Here is a 17,409-nt window from a genome sequence, read left to right on the forward strand (position 1 = left end):
AAATGATGCCATTCTTCAATGTCTAGAATCCAAATGAAGAAGCCCCTCGCTTCCACTGCAGCAGCAGAAATGAGAGACTTCATTAAGCAATAGATGAATAATCACAAGTAGCATAAGGGTGGATCATTTCTCCAATTGTTGCAGCTTATTACGTACAGCCTCCAAGCTCGGATTACGTTCCAGCAGCTGACACAATATCGCTAGAGCCTCTTGTTTTTTTCCTGAGATCATAGCTATATCTGCAATGGCTACATCGGTTTTCCACTGTGGGATTTGCGTATCCGCTGGAGTGGAGCCACGATAGGTTTGAAACTGCTCCTTAATACTGCGCAGTGATTTCTCGGAACTTTGAAGCAAACGAACCGCCTGTCTCATCTGAATTTGTGCTAAATAGTAGATCGCATCCGGAAAATTCGGCACTTTTTCAAGAGCACGCCTGCAAGCCTGTTCCGCCAAGTCCAATTCTTTTCGAGACATATAGATCTTCACGAGAAACATTTGGATATCCAGAGTACGTCCAAACCGTGGATAATCAGCAGCCTTCGATTCAGCAGCCAGGAACAGCTCTATAGCCTTCTCTACATCCCCGTACGCCATACTTTCCCTGCCATAGTAGAGCAGCCAGCCCGGATTATCCGGTTCTTCGGCAACCATTTGCTCAAGCAGCCTAAGGTTTCGTTCAAGCTTTCTTTCATCTTTTACAATGGAGGGCTCATAACCGTCGTGTAGCAGCCGTATTCGCACCGATTGACGATATGAATCTCCCTCAAACACTCCTTGACCGTCGAGAACAATCTGTTCATGGACACGTCCACGGTAAACCAGGCCGCGTTTTGTCGGAAACATCCGAGTTTGGGTGAACTCATCCGAAGTAGTTCCGCCCATCTGATTGACCTGCCAGATTAACAGCACAGGCGGAATCGCAAGCTCGTCGAATATACCTGCTATATCACGAACTGCATGCTTATCCTCAGCAACAAGATACTCATCCGAATCTACCCACAGCACCCAGTCGCTTTCCACATGCTCAAGTCCACGATTCCTCTTATCAGCAAAATCCTCACGCCACTCTACGTTAACAAGCTTAACTTGTGGGAACCGATTCACGATCTCAACGGTACGATCCGTCGAATTTGAGTCTATCACTACGATCTCATCCACAGCACCGATCAGTTGGGTCAAACAGCGTTCTATGGATCGTTCATTATTGTAGACCAAGATAGCCGCGGCAACCGTCACCTTTTTGACCTCAAGCAGCTCATGGATAGATGCCCTCTCAGGACCATCAGGCACATCCCTCACCGCTTTACTAACAGCGTGTACCCAGCCCGATTGCGGGTCCAGCATCCACGCTCGGTCGAACACCCGCCGCGCTGCTTTACCATAGCCTTGATGCATCAAGGCTTCACCAAGGTATACCCAGGCTTGGGCTAGGAAACGGTTGTTCCGCAGCACTTCGACGGACAGGGTCTCCGCCTCTTTGTAGCGTTTGGTTTTCAATGCGTCTATGATCGGTTGCAGTGTATCGATTGGCATTTGCAATGGTTTCACCTATTTCCTTAAGTATCCTTATTGCGTGAAGAAAGAAAGGCCAACTTGGGGTTGGCCCTCTTCGGTGGTATTTGAAAAAAATGCTTTAAAGCGAATCGCTGTCATTGTAGAAGTTAAATACGATATGTTTAGTTTCCTCAACTTCACCATCCGATCTTTTTACGGTTATCGTAGTTGTACCTGATAAGTAGGAACTCTCTTTTCTATTTAAAAGAATATTGTTTGAAATAAGTGAATACGAGTTGAACAAATCTGAATAGGAGCCATCTGTTGTGATTGTGTAACTTGTTAATGATGTAGATGTAGTGAATATGCTAGTGAGATCTAAAAAATAGGAAGCTAGAGCAGACTTACTTTCTTCCTCATAAACATAATCATCAGGATCATAAACCTTAACCATAAAGGTATCTGATACCGTACCATCATAAGCATCCTTAGCCGTTACCTTTATCGTAGCTTCTCCTGGTTCTAAACCATTAATTCTATAATCTATTTCTTCGTATCCAGGTTCGCCTATACTTACAACCGTACTATCACTCGATAAAACCTGGATACTATATTCCAACATATCTTCGTTAGGATCGAAAAAATAATCGTTACTAGGATTGAAAAGCAAGCTGCCGTTGGATTTTAAAATTCTGAGCTCAAATGGAATATTCCCCGTCGGAGCGTCATTAACCACCACATCAAAAGTTCCACTCGATATCCCGCCATGCGGGGCGTCAATAGCTGTAACCGTTACAGTTGTTGTCCCATGTCCCACAGCTGCCAAACTCAATATTCCACTGCTCAGTGATGCAAGCACAACACCGCTAGTACCCAAAGCAACGGATGTGATTGTCATACTATCTCCATCTGCGTCATTGAAGTAATCACTTGCCAAGACTTGCGTCGATTGTGATGACTTTAAATGCAAGGTCTGAGGTGTTAAGGTGAAGACCGGGTCATTGTTCAGTACATTCGTAATAAAGGTGTCCGTTACAATGCTGCCATAGGTGTCTGTTGCTCGAATAGTGACTACATTGGTGCCGATAGGCAGTCCACCTATACTAGCATAAGTATTTCCACAACTAAGCTGTGTTGTTAATGCTAAGGCGCCTCCCAAGTCCGATTCAGCGGAGTAACTTAGCTTATCCCCATCCCCATCCATAAATCGGGAGGATACATTAACACTTACAGAACTGTTATGATTAATATTTTTCGGAGGAATAGCATTGTTAATCAAAGTCGGCACTCTATTCAGAGTCAGATTAAAGCTCGCTTGTGTCACGCTATGACCATCATTAGCGCTCACTGTAACAGGAGTAATTCCATGACTTGTCGGAGTTGGGAATAGAGTTAGATTTTCCGATGCTACTTCGGCGGTTGCCATATCTAAATTGCCAACGAGTGCACTATAAGTCAATGTATCATTATCTTGATCCGTAAATGCTTCCGCCAAATTAATCGTGACAGGACCATTATCCGGGCTGGCCATCATATCTACTAAACTTCCAGCAGCATACACCGGAGCATGATTAACAGGCGACTCGCTCGCGACCGATACTAAAAAGCTTCCCTGCGCCGAGCCGCCTTTGCCATCATAAGCAGATGCCGTCACTGTCGAGGTGCCCACTGCCGCACCATAAATCTTCAATAGCCCTTGGGTTTGTTCTACTTGAATGAGATTGAGGGAGGAAGAGCTGATTTGAACCGGATTAAATTGAAGAGCATCCCCGTCATCATCCGTAAATCCAGCATGCAAATCAACGGTTGCATAGGTTCCCTTCGTTACGGTTACCCCTGGTATATCATTCCATTTCGGAGCATGGTTAGCCACATAAGTCGCATCTACCACGGATAGTGGATACGAGTTACTCGCTTTACCCCCGAATCCGTCATTCACAGATACATTCAAATTCAGTGATCCATGCTGAAGACCTGTAACAGTAATACGGTTGCCAGATAACGCAGATGATACATTTCCTGTTGTACTAAGGCTAAACGTTTCAATAGTAAGGGCATTGTTGTCCATATCATCGAACAATTGGTCAGGACTAATGGTTATGGATTCATTTTTATTAACTGATAAGGATGTACCCTTCGATTTTGGCGGGGTATTGGGAGTAAAGGAAGTCTGCGGAGTTATAAAATGAAGGATTTGATTCAAGCTTGTCCGGTCAACCGAATGACTGCTTGCATAAGCTGCAATCTCACCAATATCTATATGGTTATCATTGTCCCGGTCCATCGTATCCGGTATAACCGATACATCGAATGTATCAGTTACTGTTCGCAAATCGGCTGCCGCACCCGTTATACTTACTGTTGCTGTTCCAATCCTATCACTGCTTAGAATAAGTAGATTACCACTAACCGAGGCACTGAAGCCCTGCAGATTGCTGACTGAGGATGAATAATTGGTTGCCCCATCAAAATACTGGCTTAAATCCAGTGTCAGTGGTTTTCCAACTCCTGCCTTAATATCGGGCAGCGGGCTTTTGACAAAAGGCGTCATAAGAGGCGCTACCGGAGCAGATATAGCATGTACATAAGTAGTCGCGGAAGGAAGCACATAAAACACAGGATTCATCACCAAGGATGCCGTTAATATCTTTGCTAATTGCTTACCGGAATTTCGTTTGCCGGTGTTTTTTTTCCTTTTCATAAACTCAATTCCCCTTTGGATAAATCAATTATTCCGATCAAATCTATAACCTTAGTCTATCATAATTTCTACCAAAAAAGTGTGTGATTTTACACGTATTCATATTTTTAAACAAAAATCGACATAGGATAGTTGTTATCCATAAAACAACAAAAAACCCTTATTCGCTAAGGGTTTTCATTGTCCACGATTGATTTTACTTTATCTGAATTCAGGCGGTATACGCCTCGCGACACCGGTTAATATAGCAGCTTCGATAGTAGCATGCCTTACTTTCGTAACGACCTGCTCGTTAAAAATACTAGGGATAATATACTGATCGTTTAGCTCCTTCTCGGAGACAACCGAAGCAATGGCGCGAGCCGCGGCAAGCTTCATCGGCTCATTGATGCGGCGTGCCCGACAGTCCAGTGCCCCTCTGAAGATACCGGGGAACACTAGCACGTTATTGATCTGATTCGGGTAGTCGCTTCTCCCAGTGGCAAACACGCGCACATGCGGCAGAGCTTCCTCCGGATCAATCTCCGGCTTAGGGTTAGCCATAGCGAATACTATGCTGTTCGGCGCCATTTTCTGAACGTCCTCTGCACCCAAAAGTCCTCCCCTGGATACACCAATAAACACATCAGCGCCCTTTATCATTTCCTTCAAGCTTCCTGATTCAGCTTCAACCTGAGGCTGCTCAGCCAGCCATTGCCACATCGGATAATCGTAGTTCCCGCCACGTACAATAGCTCCATCGCGATCAACTGGAACGAGCCTCTTCACACCTGCAGCTAGCAGCATTTTGCATATGGACACCCCTGCTGCGCCAATCCCATTTACAACAACGCGCACATGCTCCATACGCTTCCCTACTACCTTCAGGGCATTCAGCAATCCCGCAATAACCACTATAGCCGTGCCATGCTGATCATCATGGAACACCGGCATATCCAGCTCTTCTGCCAAGCGCGTTTCAATCTCGAAGCAGCGAGGCGAGCTGATATCCTCCAAATTAATTCCGCCAAAAATAGGGCTAATCGCTTTGATCGTACGGATGATCTCCTCGGTATCCTTGGTGTCTAAGCAGATTGGGAACGCATCCACCCCGCCGAGCTGCTTAAATAGCATCGCCTTACCTTCCATTACTGGTGCAGCCGCGTGCGGTCCGATGTCACCCAGCCCCAATACAGCCGTTCCATCGGTCACAACCGCCACCATATTACGCTTAATTGTTAAGGAATAGGCTTTCTGCGGATTTTCATGAATAGCTGTACACACACGAGCCACGCCCGGTGTATACACTCTGGATAAATCATCCCGGTTTTTAATAGGAAGATTCGGCTGAATCGATATTTTGCCTCCAAGATGCACGAGAAATGTACTGTCGGATACATTGACGACTTGAATTCCATCCATCTGACGAAGCGACTCCACAATTAAGGCTTCAGCTTTATCCGCAATATGAACTGTAATGTCGCGAGTGGATGTTTCTTGTCCAGGACGGATAACATCTATGGAGGTAATATCTCCGCCTGCTTTACTAATGATCGATGCTACATCACCAAAATTCACTTTGGCATGATTTAATTCCAAACGTAGTATAATACTGTTGTAAGCCATCCCATTCGCTCCCTTCTTCTTCGCAGTCCCTGATTATATTCCAATTACAAATGAAGAGCTCATATCCCTAAGCGTCTTAATAACACTCATCGCTACAATATATCCGGTTTTCGGATTTCTTGCGGACGGTGTATTCTGAATTTGCAGCTTAATTTGCCCAAATTTGCCTCTGGCTTCTATCTCATGCGTATTATGGCTAATATGTGGGTCTACATATACTTTCACTTTTGTTTTATCAAACCCGATACCTGCAAGACTCAATGCTGCTGACACATTTACACTCTCAGGGAACAATCGAGCTGAATCTCTTGCAACTCCCTCAAAGGCACAATAAGGCTCATTCAATTCGGCTAAGTTCACTTGCTGTTCAATCAAAGTACCGTACCAAGCCTTCGGCGGCTTTCTCGTAACTAGTGTTACTTCCTCCATCGGGCCCACGCTTCCGGCTGCAATTCGATCCAATCCGCCTATGGCAGCGGAAGGGACTATGATTTTCCGTCCACTCTCTTCAGCTTTGTCTCTCAGCAGCTTCTGCAACGATTCATCGGCAAAAGCGCCTACGCTCACCAAAATCAAATCAGCGCCATGCTGCAATGCTTTTTCCCCATATTTTCTGACGGCTTCATGACCGGCACACTCTATGACAATGTCCAGCTGTTGATTAAAAAACTCATCTTCACTATCCGTGATCAAATATTCCGTTGAATTCGAATCCTCCAATTTTGATTTATCCCGAACCAAGATCGCATCCAACTGAACCGTTCCAGCTTCACCTTGAAGTATCGCTTGGGCAACATCCTCCCCAATAGTTCCGTACCCGATTATCCCTACCTTTTTCATAAAGCCCTCCTATGGATTTTGCTTTAGCAAAACCAACTTCAAAAGCATCTTCAGAGTTTTGCCTTGGCAATACCAGCATCCCAAACATACTGTTTTTGTAAGAAACTTTCTTAAATAAACATAAGCGGAGATTTTCAGTTTATTACTACTCTTCTATCATACCAAAAATATTGTATTTGGTATACCATAACCCAGATGAATATGTTATAATGGGCTTATACCGAAGGGGAGGGATACTTATGCCATCTGTGACTTTTCAAACATCAGGCAAAACTATCGAAGTGGATAAAGACGCGAATCTTCTTAGAACATCCATCAGATATGAGGGAGCCGTTCCCTTCAAATGCGGCGGAGGACTTTGCGGAACGTGCCGCGTGCAGATCGTGGACGGAAACGAGCATCTAAGCAAAGTGATGAAGAAAGAAATCGATAGACTAGGAACCGAAAAGATTGAGCAGGGCTTTCGTCTAGCTTGTCAAACCTTCGTAACCGGAGACGTTACAGTCTTATGGGGCGAAGAGGATGTCGACCGTTTAAATAAAATTGCTCAAAGACGGATTAATGCAGCTCAATAAGAACTTATTAGCTCACATAATAGAATAAGCAGGAGCCCTGGTTCAATTTCACTCGGGCTCCTTTTCATGTCCATATACTTGTGTAAAAGCATGCAACCGGAATCTCAAGCCAATCCGATTGCACATTTATTAGTTTCCAGCTTTGTTATTGTTCAAAAACAAATGAACTTCGTCCGCAGTCGGTATCGATTCTTGAGCTCCCGCTCGCGACACCGCGATAGCTGAAGCAGCGCTCGCCTGCTGCAGGGCGTCTCTAATTGCCAAGCCTTGTTGCCTTGCCACAATTAAGGAGCCAATAAAAGTATCACCCGCAGCTGTTGTATCCACGGTATTTACAGAAAAAGCAGGCGTGAAGATGACTTCTTCTTCCTTGTTCATATAGAATGAACCATTTTCACCCAATGTAACGATAACTTCTCGGACCCCTGATGCAAGGATCTGGCTTGCAGCTTGTTTAACGTTAGATAAATCTTCGTTAAGCTTCACACTAGTAATGTATTCAGCCTCGGATTCATTTAATATCAATACATCTATTAGAGGAAATACTTCTTCTGGTATAGCTAGAGCTGGAGCCGGGTTTACATAAGTTTGTATTCCCTGCTGTTTTGCAGCTTCGAGAGCAAATCGCGTGCAATTCCAAGGTATTTCATTCTGTACAAGTAAAACCGATGACTCTGCAAACAACTCCGGCAGGATGACCAAATCTTCTACAGTCAAGCAGCCATTTGCCCCTTCGCTAAGGACAATGCTGTTTTGACCTGACTCATCCACTGCAATGAAAGCTGTGCCGATATCACTATCTTTCCACAATATTCGATCTGTATTTACTTGGAAGCTTTTAAGGCCAGACACTATATCCCGACTGTAGAAGTCGTTTCCAACGGCCCCGACTAAAGTTACCTTCCCACCCGAAAGCGCTGCTGCAACAGCCTGATTTGCTCCTTTTCCACCGGACTTCGTCTCCGTCTTATAGCTTTGAACCGTCTCTCCCGGCAGCGGAAGCTTGCGAATATAACATACAAAATCCATGTTGATACTGCCTACTACCACTATATTTTCCATTGAAACAACCTCCCTTTGTATAGGCCAAACGGATTTTTGTCTCTCCATTGCAATTCGAATTTCACCAACCGTTTCACGGCTCTATTCTTTGGACCCTGTATTGGCGATACCGTTGACAAAATAACGCTGCAGCGGCAGTAAAACAAGGACAGGCACGATAACAGCTATAATGATACCGGCGAACATTTCATTCCAATAGGTTGCAAACTCGGTAACAAAATCGCTTAATGCAACCTGTATAACCTTATATTCTTTCGAACGGGTTGCTATCAACGGCCACATGAAGGACTCCCACTGATGGATAAAGATTAACAATCCGGCACTTACCGTAACAGGCTTACAAAGCGGCAGGATGATTCCCGCATATATTTTGAACCACGAAGCTCCGTCAATCCGAGCCGATTCAATAAGAGCCTTGGGAAGGTCAAGGAAAAATTGCCTGTATAGAAAAATGACTAACCCATTAGCTAAACCCGGAACAATGATGCCGGAGTAAGTATCAATCCACCCCAAGCTGTCAACCAAGCCATACAAAGGAATTGCAATAACCTCAAACGGTATCATAAAAGTAAGAATAACGAGGAAGAACAATAAAGCTCTGCCTTTAAATTCGAAATATACAAAAGCAAAGGCAGCCATCGAAGCGATAACCAACCCCACCACAACATTGACAATAGAAACATAGAACGTGTTAAAGAAAATTCGGCCGAAGCCTCTTTCTACAAATAAGGAGACGTAAGCATCAAAAGTAATCTGAGTCGGGATAAACGTTCGCCAGGAAACAGGAGACATATAGCGAAAGATTTCATCCAGAGGCCGCAGAGAAGATACAAGTGCAAACGCCAAAGGAAGCAGAATGATTAACCCCAGAAGGATGTGAGCGATATACAGTAAAGGGACTGAGCCTTTATTACGTTTCATGGGATCTCCTCTCTAATGCTTTGCCTTCAGGAATTTGAATTGCAAGGCAACAATACTCAAAGTTAAAAGCAATAAGATAATAACAATCGCGGAGGCTCTGCCTGAATCGGAGTAAAGAAAAGCGCTGTTGTAGCTCTCCAGCATCAAAACATTCGTGCTGTGCTCCGGTCCGCCCTGAGTAAGAATATACATCGGGGAGAATAATAAGAAGTTGGACACCGTCACCGATACTGCGACAAAGGTTATAGACCGTTTCATCATCGGGAAAGTAACCTGCTTAAACTGCTCCCAGCGGGATGCTCCATCTATGGATGAAGCTTCATATAGCGACACTGGAACCTCCTGCAGCCCTGCCAGAAAAAAGATAGCCCAGTACCCGATGCCTTTCCATGTTGCTATACCAATGATTGACGCAAGGGCCTGTTTAGAGCCTGTCAGAAAAGGCTGCTGATCCAAGCCAAGACCCACCAGCATCGAATTGACGACGCCTTGCTCCGGGCTCAGCATGATGTTCCACAGGATACAAGCGGTAGAAACTGAAACAGCTACGGGAACAAAATGAATTCCCCTAAACCAACCGATATGCTTGAGCTTGGCATTAAGTAACAGTGCCAGCATGAAAGCAAGAATGACCTGAATCGGATTGACGAATACATTGAATAACAACGTAACTTTCAGAGAGCTCCAAAATACCGGATCTGTAAATAGAAAGCTATAATTTTGCAAACCAACGAACGCTTCGCTTGCATTTAAAAAGGACGGTGCATAGAAGCTGTCCTCCAAGCCCTTAAAAACCGGATACAGCTTGAACATTAGCAAGCCTGCGATCGCTGGAAATAAAAATATATAAGGGGTGATTCTCCCTGCTTTGATATCATTCACCTTCAATCATCTGAATTTCTAACAGCCTTAAATAAGAAGGGACGGGGAAATGGATTCCCCATCCCAGCGCGGTTGTATTACTTCACCACGGATTGATATTTCTTCAATTGACTGTCTATTAAAGTTGCCGCATCATCCAATGCTTTCTTTGGATCCGTTCCGTTTTTAATATCTTCGAATGCCTTGTTAACATTGTTTTCCCACTCCAGATAACCTGGCGTCTTCGGGCGTACAGCCGCTGTTTCACGCGCTTCGCCTGCGGCTAATTTCATAATGCTATTAGGGAAATCCTTATATTTCGGATCTTTATCGATCTGATCCAGCAGCTCCAAGCTGGCTGGCAGCGCACCATTTTCATTGAACCAAATTTGTGAGCCTTTTCCTAAAGTCAAATACTTGACGAACTTCGCTGCCGCTTCTTTCTTCGTTGAGTATTTGGAAATACCAACGTGCCAGCTGCCGGTAGGAGTTGCTACTTTACCCCCTGCGAAATACGGATGAGGCGCTATGCCGAAGTCCATGCCGGCGTCCTTAATCCGGGGCATATTCTGGGTTGAAGCCAAGAACATCGCTACTTTACCGGAAATAAAGTAATCCAAAGCTTCCTCACGTTTGATTTTGGGACTAACCTTCTCTTTATTGAACAGGTCCGAGTAGAACTGAAACGCGGTCACCATTTCCGGTGAATTCGTGTAATCTTTGGCTGTAAGGCCGTTGTCGCTCAGCACCTTCGCATTTTTACTTTGACCAAGGGATATTAGCTGATAGGCCTTGCCAACCTGGTCGAAGCTGAAGCCAAATACATCATTTTGATTATCGCCGTTCGTATCCTTGGATAATTTCTTGGCGACTTCCAGTACGTTCTCCCAGGTCATCCGGTATTGCAATTGATCCGATGGAAATGAAACGCCTGCTTTCTGGAATAAATCTTTATTATAAAACAGCACGACACTGGAGGTGTTCATCGGTGCAGCCATTAGTTGTCCTTGATAGGATCCTGCATCCGTTGCCGAGGATATCCATTTCTGCTTGGCATCCGCACCAATCAGCGCATCGAGCGGCTCCAAATATCCTTTTAACGAGTAGCCCATGGTTAGCGGAACATCAACAGAAATAACATCCAGATCCTGTGCTTTGGAGGCTAGCTTGATTTCGATGGTTTCAGTCAGCTTGGTCGAAGGACTTAGCTGTAGATTAACCTTGATAGTAGGATTTTCCTTTTCAAATTCTTCGATAACCTTTTTAATAGGCTTTTCCCAAATCGAGTTAGCCAAATAAGAAATTTCAGTCGTGCCTGAAGCATTATCCGTTTGTTTGACAGGTTGAGCTTGCTTGCCAGGAGCACCGGAACATCCTGCGGCAAGCAGGAGAGCAAGCGAGCAAACGATACTGGTTTGTATTTTTTTCAAAGTAAAGCCCCCTTATAATGAATGCGTGTCAGCAAAATACTCTTTCTTTTAACAGCTTCAGGAAGGATTCGCGGTCTACTTCTAGGCAAACCTCCACATTTCCCTCTTCATTCAGCTCCCCAACTGTAATTCCCGTCGGATGTCTATGATCGTAATCAACCTGGATGCTCATCCTTCTGGTCGTTACCAATTGGCGGTTTACCAGCAGTGCAACAGCCAAGGGGTCGTGCATAAAGGTGAAATCTCTTTTCCGATAATCCATATAGCCTTCGATTTGCTTGGTCAAAGTAACGGCCAACGGAGTTCCCGATGCTGCCAAATCATCTTTGTCCTGTCTCGTAATTGAAACCTGTCTTGTAACATCAAGCCCAACCATAAGGATCGGAGCTCCGCTCGAAAATACCAGCGATGCCGCTTCAGGATCGCATTTCACATTATGTTCAATCGGAGGGAGCTCTACTGCACTGCTGCCCAACCTTACAACCCCGCCCATCATAACGATTTCCTTGACATTCCTTACGAGGCGCGGCTCCCGAATAATAGCAGCAGCAATATTGGTCAGCGGCCCAATGGTCACTAAAGTAATCTCACCCGGGTTATTCATAACCGTTTCAATGATATAATCTACGGCGTGCTTGACGTCCTTCATGCTGTGATCTTCAATGTCCAGCCCTTCACCCTCAATCCCCGCCCAGAATACCTCTCGGTTATGCAGCAAGGTTTGTACAACTCCGGGATAAACATTGACTTCGCTATCGCCGGACAACGCCATTATTTTCTTGGCAATCTTTGCACGGACATGCACGTTACCATAAACCGTTGTCACTCCTTCAAGCTTGATTTCCGGTGATCTCAGTGCAAGCGACAATGCGACGGCATCATCTGAGTCCGTTCCGATATCTGTGTCAAGTATTATGCGATTCACTGCTGTATCCCCCTATATGCTTTGAAAGTTGTTACTGCTTCTTAACTAAAGTATAAGTTGTATAGGGGGAGACGAATACGGATGATATTTTAAGAAAATAGAGGACAATTTAAAGATATTGCTTATTCCCGGTTAGACATACCGCGATACTCTTGCGGCGATACATCATAATAGCTTTTAAACAGCTTCGTAAAATAGGGAGTATACTGGTAGCCGAGCTGGGCTGCGATTTCATAGATTTTGGCTTTCGAATTTCTTAACAAATAGGCGGCCTTTTCCATGCGGTAGCGATATATATATTCACTCAGATTCTCACCCGTCTCTTGCTTGTACGTAACCGACAAGTAAGCCGGATGCAGATGCACATGCTCGCTAATTGCCTGCAGAGTTACATCCTCAGATAAATGCCGTTCAATATATTGATGGATTTGCAAAACAAAGGAACCTCTCGTCACTTTGCTGCCATCTGCTACGCGCTCTTTAATCCGCTCCAGCACCTGCATCGCCCACCCATGCAGCTGCTTTACGGTACGGAACGTAGCGACATTATTCCCTGTCATATAGGGCTCCTCTACCACATCTGCCATTTGCAGTCCGTTCATGTGAATCACATAGGTATAAGCATTCGATAAAGCAAAGAACACTTCCGACAAATATTCCCCGGTATCCATACCATTGCTGCTTAGCTCTTCAAAAATATAATCCAATCTCTCGTGCGCATCCTGCCACCGACCCGTTTCAATCAGCTGCAAAATCGTTGGAGGCTCATGCAAACGCTGGAGAGGGCGCAATGGTGTTTGTGGCGGTTGATCCCACAGGCGAAGAAAGAGCTCCTGCTCGCTGCCGGGCAGCCTTCTGAACAACAGCAGAGCTTTTTGATATAACTCGGCAAGACATACTGGAAATGCTTCGAAGTCACTAACGATTACCGAAATTTTCCCTTGCAAATAGATCGTTATATAATGCTGCAATTGCGGAATCAACTGCTCAAGAACCTTTTTTCGAGGTGCATCCGTCAAATCGCTGTTTTTCATTTTGATCAAGAATGCCAAGTATTGACTGTCATCCTTGCATGCCCAGACTTCAAAATGGTCATTAAGCACTTCCTCCGTAATATTGACGACTGCAAATTCGAATAAGGAAATGCTGCGCTCATCATACTCCAAGAAGCGGTTCTCAATTCTAAGCAGCATGATAGCTGCCCAATCGCCCACAGCGAAAGGAATATTCAACCTTTCCATTTCTTCGGTCAGTTTCTCTGGCGTCAGCTTCTTCCCTTTGAGCAAATCAAGCAGCAAGGAGGCTTGCAAGTGCACCAAATGAGAGCGAAGCGTCTCGTGCGCCTTTTTGTTCGATACTGCTGCTTCCCTCTTTTGCTTCAATACCTCCACTGTTTGGAGAATGGTTTGCAGCAGTTCGTCCTTCTTCACAGGCTTCAGCAGGTACGCCGCTGCATTGGTTTTTAACGCTTGCTGCGCATATTCGAACTCAGCATAGCCCGATAAGAGTATACATTCGATATCCATCTGTTTTTGTTTGACATATTCGCAAAACTCAAGTCCTGACATCCCCGGCATACGAATATCTGTAACAACAATATCGATGGGAAATTGCTCTATTAATTCTACGGCCTCCTGGCCGGAAGCTGCTGTATACACATGTTCAAAGTCCGCTGTTTTATTTATAAATAACGCCAGATCCTCCAAAATAACAGGCTCATCGTCCACCAGCAGTAATCGAATCATGATCATAGCCTTCTTTCCAGTATATAGTTACACAAAGTCCTGATTGGGTTGACGAGGAGGTTATTTCCAGACCCGAGGTTTCACCATACCAATACTTCAACCGTTGATGTATATTCCAGAGCCCGTATCCGACTGTCTCATCCATAGGTTGATTAAGCTGCTCCATTAGCTGCTGTTGTCTGTCTGAGGAAATTCCAACACCGCTGTCTTCAATCGTAATGCGGATGTATTCCCCTATAATCTCTCCGCTTATAACGAGGGTTCCACCACCCATTTTGGGCTCCAAGCCATGCACAATAGCATTTTCCACGATCGGTTGTATGAGCAGTCTTGGCATCCGTATGCCCATCATTTCTTCAGGAACGTTAATTTCGTATTGGATCCGCTGCAGCCTTAGCATGTGGATTTCCAAATAATTTTTCACTAATTTTAGTTCATCCCGCAAGCATGTGTTGGGGTCATCAAGCCTGGTGATATAACGATAGTAATCACTTAGGTTATAAGCCATAGCAATAACGGACTCATTACGGCCAAGATTGGCAGAGCTGATGATGAAATTAAGACAGTTGTACAAAAAATGTGGATTAATTTGCGCCTGCAGCTGCTTGAGTGTAGCCATCCGGGATCGATTCTTCTCTTCATATACATTTTCAATCAGATGTTGAATTTGCCCCGCCATGTCATTAAATCGAACGACGACAAAATCGAATTCACTGTGAAACCATCTATGCAGCCTCACGCTAAAATCACCGTTTTGAAATCTTTTTAATACACCTGTGAGTGCGTGGAGCGGAGCCTGAACATGTTTATACAGCAAAAAGGAAGCCATAATCCCTACTGCAAGCAATAGGATAATAAAGCCGTAGAATAAGTTGCGAATCTTAGTGATCGGAGATAAAATTTGCTCTAGCGGCGTATAATCAACAACATAATACCCGAGTGCTTGCGAATAAACGTAGTTAACCAGATACGTTTTTTTGCCGATTTCCGTAACAAAGTCACCTTTTTCCTCCAGCGTTTTTTGAAAAAGAGCGTCAACCACAGCGCTTGTTGTTTGTTTGTCGGAGCTGCGGTTGTAGCTGAGATGATTTTGTCGGTCCACCATAAAAGGGTCACCTTTGCTGCCTGTCTTCAACTGATCCAGCAGGGAAGTAACATTGGACTCATAGAACGCCATTTCCACAATAACCAAGCTCTGATCGAGTTTTCCATTTTCATTTATAGGTCCGCCTGCGTAATAAACAAAGGATGACGTATCCGGACGGTCAGGGTCTGGTCTATAGCTCCAACCGGGACTCCTTACACTTTTATCTAGTTTTCGTTCATCATAAGGAACTTGGCGAAATGAAGTAGATAACGTTCTTTGAACAGAAGGAAAATACAACGTGATATCGTTGTACCAGCTGTTTGCAGAGCTCTGAAGAGTTAATTTCTCTTGAACGTTGGATTCGATCTGATTCAACTGTTGTTCTATGCCTGTCAACATCACTCTTTCCATTCCCAGGACAGTTGTGTCTCTCGTAAGTGTGATCGCATTCATGGCCAAGCTTAAAGCTGTCGCATCCAATTGCTTGCGGAAAAACTCCAGCTGATTGCTCTTTTCCTTCTGTAACAAGCCCTCTACGACCTGAACGCTAACCTGATTGGATAAGCCGTAAAGAAGTAAGATCGGTATTAAAAAAATGAAGATAACGGCATTGAGCTTAGTAAAAATATTTTTTTTGATTATCATCAGAATCCCCTTTGCGCATACAAGATTTAGCGGCCCCATTCTTCGTTCGCTTTAGCAAAGTTCAACACCAACCGGCAAGCTGAGCTGCTGAGCGTTAATCTTGGAGCTCCTTGTACAACTCGTGGCAATTATATGAGTTTATACCGTCAAAAACAAGACGCAGCTATAACTTCATTATTCCCTGTGCATGGAAAAAACAAAAAAAGATCAAGGCTTAACAGCCTGATCTTAATCTCAATTTAGAGCAGCACTACGCAAAAAAATGCAAGCTTCATCAAGCCTGCACTTTTGCTATGGCAAATTATTGGACTCTTACGATTTTGCTGTCTTTATCCATATCCAACTCGAAAATTTCTTTCTCGATCTGTTCCGTTGTATCAAACTTAGGGAATACTTTAATGGGAATGCTGTTGTCCGGAAACACCTCTGAAACACCTTGAATCACAATTCTGGTAACCGGATTTTTAATTTTGCAGATGGAAAATGTAGTCTTTTTCTTACCAAAAAAGTGATATTCGTATTCAGCTATCGTTTCCAGGTCAGGATTGTCGGTTACCGTCTTGTAACGTTCTGTTGTGGATACCAAAATAAATTCGCTCATCTCCAAAACCTCCAGTTAATTTATTAGTTAATGGTGTAAACCATTTGAAATCGGATTTTATTCGTATCGGACAATTAGCTCTACTTCGACAGCAGCAGCGCCAGGTAAGGCAGCGACACCAATCGCTGAACGGGCATGTGCCCCCTTTTCGCCGCCAAACGCTTCAACAAGCAGATCGGAAGCACCGTTCAACACATAAGGCAGATCATAGAAATCAGAGGCTGCATGAATAAAGCCTTCCATCTTGACAATCCCTACCACCCGGTCCAAATCCCCTAAAATGGTCTTTAGTGTACCCAGTTGGTTAATAATACATTGCCGAGCCGCTTGATAGCCTTCTTCCTTCGTTAGATCTAACCCAACCTTGCCTTTATATTGGAGCACACCGTTTACTTTAGGAGTTACACCGCTCATATAGATCATCGGCCCTACTATAGTATAGGGAACATAATTACCGCTCGGCTTAGGAAGTGATTCTAGTTGAATATTTAGCTCCTTAAGCTTCTCCTCGACCTGTATGCATTTTTCCAATTGGAGCGCCCCCTCCAGGCTTGTCTGAAAACCAAGGTATAAGCTCACGGCAGTAGTTCCGAGTAGCTCAAAGCTATTCTTGGCGGATCTCAATATCTTCTGAAATATACAATTGGCATGCTAAACGGCAGCCATCATTTAACTTGTCGCCTATCATTTTATTCTCTTTCCAGTTAGGTTCAGCTAGAGCCTCGCCGCCTGCAAGAACGGTGACCATACATTTGGTGCATTTACCCATGCCGCAGCCATACTTCAGATGAGGAAACTTCTTGATCCCGGCTAATACAACTAAATTGCTGTTTGCCGCCACTTCCTGCTCATATAGCTCTCCATTATTATGATGTAATTTCACATTGGGCATAGCAAACCTCCTCTATACAATT

Annotated in this window: 15 protein-coding genes; 1 reads left to right on the plus strand and 14 read right to left on the minus strand. The window is 44.4% G+C overall.

Annotated features, from left to right (window positions below; all coding sequences use genetic code 11):
- Positions 1-123: 123 nt before the first annotated feature.
- From GC093_RS31965 to nadX, 4 genes are all read right to left on the minus strand, one after another.
- Entirely contained in the window at positions 124-1,536 is a 1,413-nt protein-coding gene (locus GC093_RS31965) for a glycosyltransferase family 2 protein (RefSeq protein WP_171655996.1), read from the minus strand.
- Positions 1,537-1,636: 100 nt separating this feature from the next.
- The gene (locus GC093_RS31970; RefSeq protein WP_171655997.1) at positions 1,637-4,198 is read right to left on the minus strand and encodes an Ig-like domain-containing protein; all 2,562 of its coding nucleotides are present in this window, start codon (positions 4,196-4,198) and stop codon (positions 1,637-1,639) included.
- A 201-nt stretch (positions 4,199-4,399) separates the two neighbouring features.
- Positions 4,400-5,803 carry an NAD-dependent malic enzyme gene (locus GC093_RS31975; protein WP_171655998.1) on the minus strand — a complete coding sequence of 468 codons (1,404 nt, stop codon included), beginning with the start codon at positions 5,801-5,803 and terminating at the stop codon, positions 4,400-4,402.
- Positions 5,804-5,836: 33 nt separating this feature from the next.
- Positions 5,837-6,643 (minus strand): aspartate dehydrogenase, encoded by an 807-nt coding sequence (gene nadX, locus GC093_RS31980; RefSeq protein WP_171655999.1) that lies wholly within the window; start codon positions 6,641-6,643, stop codon positions 5,837-5,839.
- 239 nt (positions 6,644-6,882) lie between these two features.
- Between nadX and GC093_RS31985 the strand changes: the two genes are divergently transcribed.
- On the plus strand, positions 6,883-7,218 hold the full coding sequence (locus tag GC093_RS31985; protein WP_171656000.1) for a 2Fe-2S iron-sulfur cluster-binding protein: 336 nt from the start codon (positions 6,883-6,885) through the stop codon (positions 7,216-7,218).
- 129 nt (positions 7,219-7,347) lie between these two features.
- On the opposite strand, the gene rbsK is transcribed toward GC093_RS31985, so the two are convergent.
- The 10 genes from rbsK to GC093_RS32035 form a co-directional block, all read right to left on the minus strand.
- A complete protein-coding gene (rbsK, locus tag GC093_RS31990; protein ID WP_171656001.1) occupies positions 7,348-8,280 on the minus strand; it encodes a ribokinase in 933 nt (310 codons plus the stop codon).
- 81 nt (positions 8,281-8,361) lie between these two features.
- A complete protein-coding gene (locus GC093_RS31995; protein ID WP_171656002.1) occupies positions 8,362-9,201 on the minus strand; it encodes a carbohydrate ABC transporter permease in 840 nt (279 codons plus the stop codon).
- A gap of 12 nt (positions 9,202-9,213) precedes the next feature.
- Positions 9,214-10,083 carry a carbohydrate ABC transporter permease gene (locus GC093_RS32000; RefSeq protein ID WP_312886656.1) on the minus strand — a complete coding sequence of 290 codons (870 nt, stop codon included), beginning with the start codon at positions 10,081-10,083 and terminating at the stop codon, positions 9,214-9,216.
- 77 nt (positions 10,084-10,160) lie between these two features.
- Positions 10,161-11,492: an extracellular solute-binding protein gene (locus GC093_RS32005; RefSeq protein WP_171656003.1), complete on the minus strand. Its 1,332-nt coding sequence runs from the start codon at positions 11,490-11,492 to the stop codon at positions 10,161-10,163.
- A gap of 28 nt (positions 11,493-11,520) precedes the next feature.
- Positions 11,521-12,417, minus strand: a complete 897-nt coding sequence (locus GC093_RS32010; RefSeq protein ID WP_171656004.1) for a nucleoside hydrolase — start codon at positions 12,415-12,417, stop codon at positions 11,521-11,523.
- 122 nt (positions 12,418-12,539) lie between these two features.
- On the minus strand, positions 12,540-14,162 hold the full coding sequence (locus GC093_RS32015) for a response regulator (RefSeq protein ID WP_171656005.1): 1,623 nt from the start codon (positions 14,160-14,162) through the stop codon (positions 12,540-12,542).
- Positions 14,134-15,894: a sensor histidine kinase gene (locus GC093_RS32020; RefSeq protein ID WP_171656006.1), complete on the minus strand. Its 1,761-nt coding sequence runs from the start codon at positions 15,892-15,894 to the stop codon at positions 14,134-14,136. The genes GC093_RS32015 and GC093_RS32020 overlap by 29 nt, the downstream gene beginning before the upstream one ends.
- A 301-nt stretch (positions 15,895-16,195) precedes the next feature.
- Positions 16,196-16,495 carry a hypothetical protein gene (locus GC093_RS32025; RefSeq protein WP_171656007.1) on the minus strand — a complete coding sequence of 100 codons (300 nt, stop codon included), beginning with the start codon at positions 16,493-16,495 and terminating at the stop codon, positions 16,196-16,198.
- 57 nt (positions 16,496-16,552) lie between these two features.
- On the minus strand, positions 16,553-17,026 hold the full coding sequence (locus GC093_RS32030; protein WP_216624978.1) for a RidA family protein: 474 nt from the start codon (positions 17,024-17,026) through the stop codon (positions 16,553-16,555).
- A gap of 73 nt (positions 17,027-17,099) precedes the next feature.
- Positions 17,100-17,387, minus strand: coding sequence for a 2Fe-2S iron-sulfur cluster-binding protein (locus GC093_RS32035; RefSeq protein ID WP_171656008.1), 288 nt, complete (start codon positions 17,385-17,387; stop codon positions 17,100-17,102).
- Between the last annotated feature and the right edge of the window lie 22 nt (positions 17,388-17,409).

This window comes from Paenibacillus foliorum, from assembly GCF_013141765.1.
Lineage (GTDB): Bacteria > Bacillota > Bacilli > Paenibacillales > NBRC-103111 > Paenibacillus_S > Paenibacillus_S foliorum.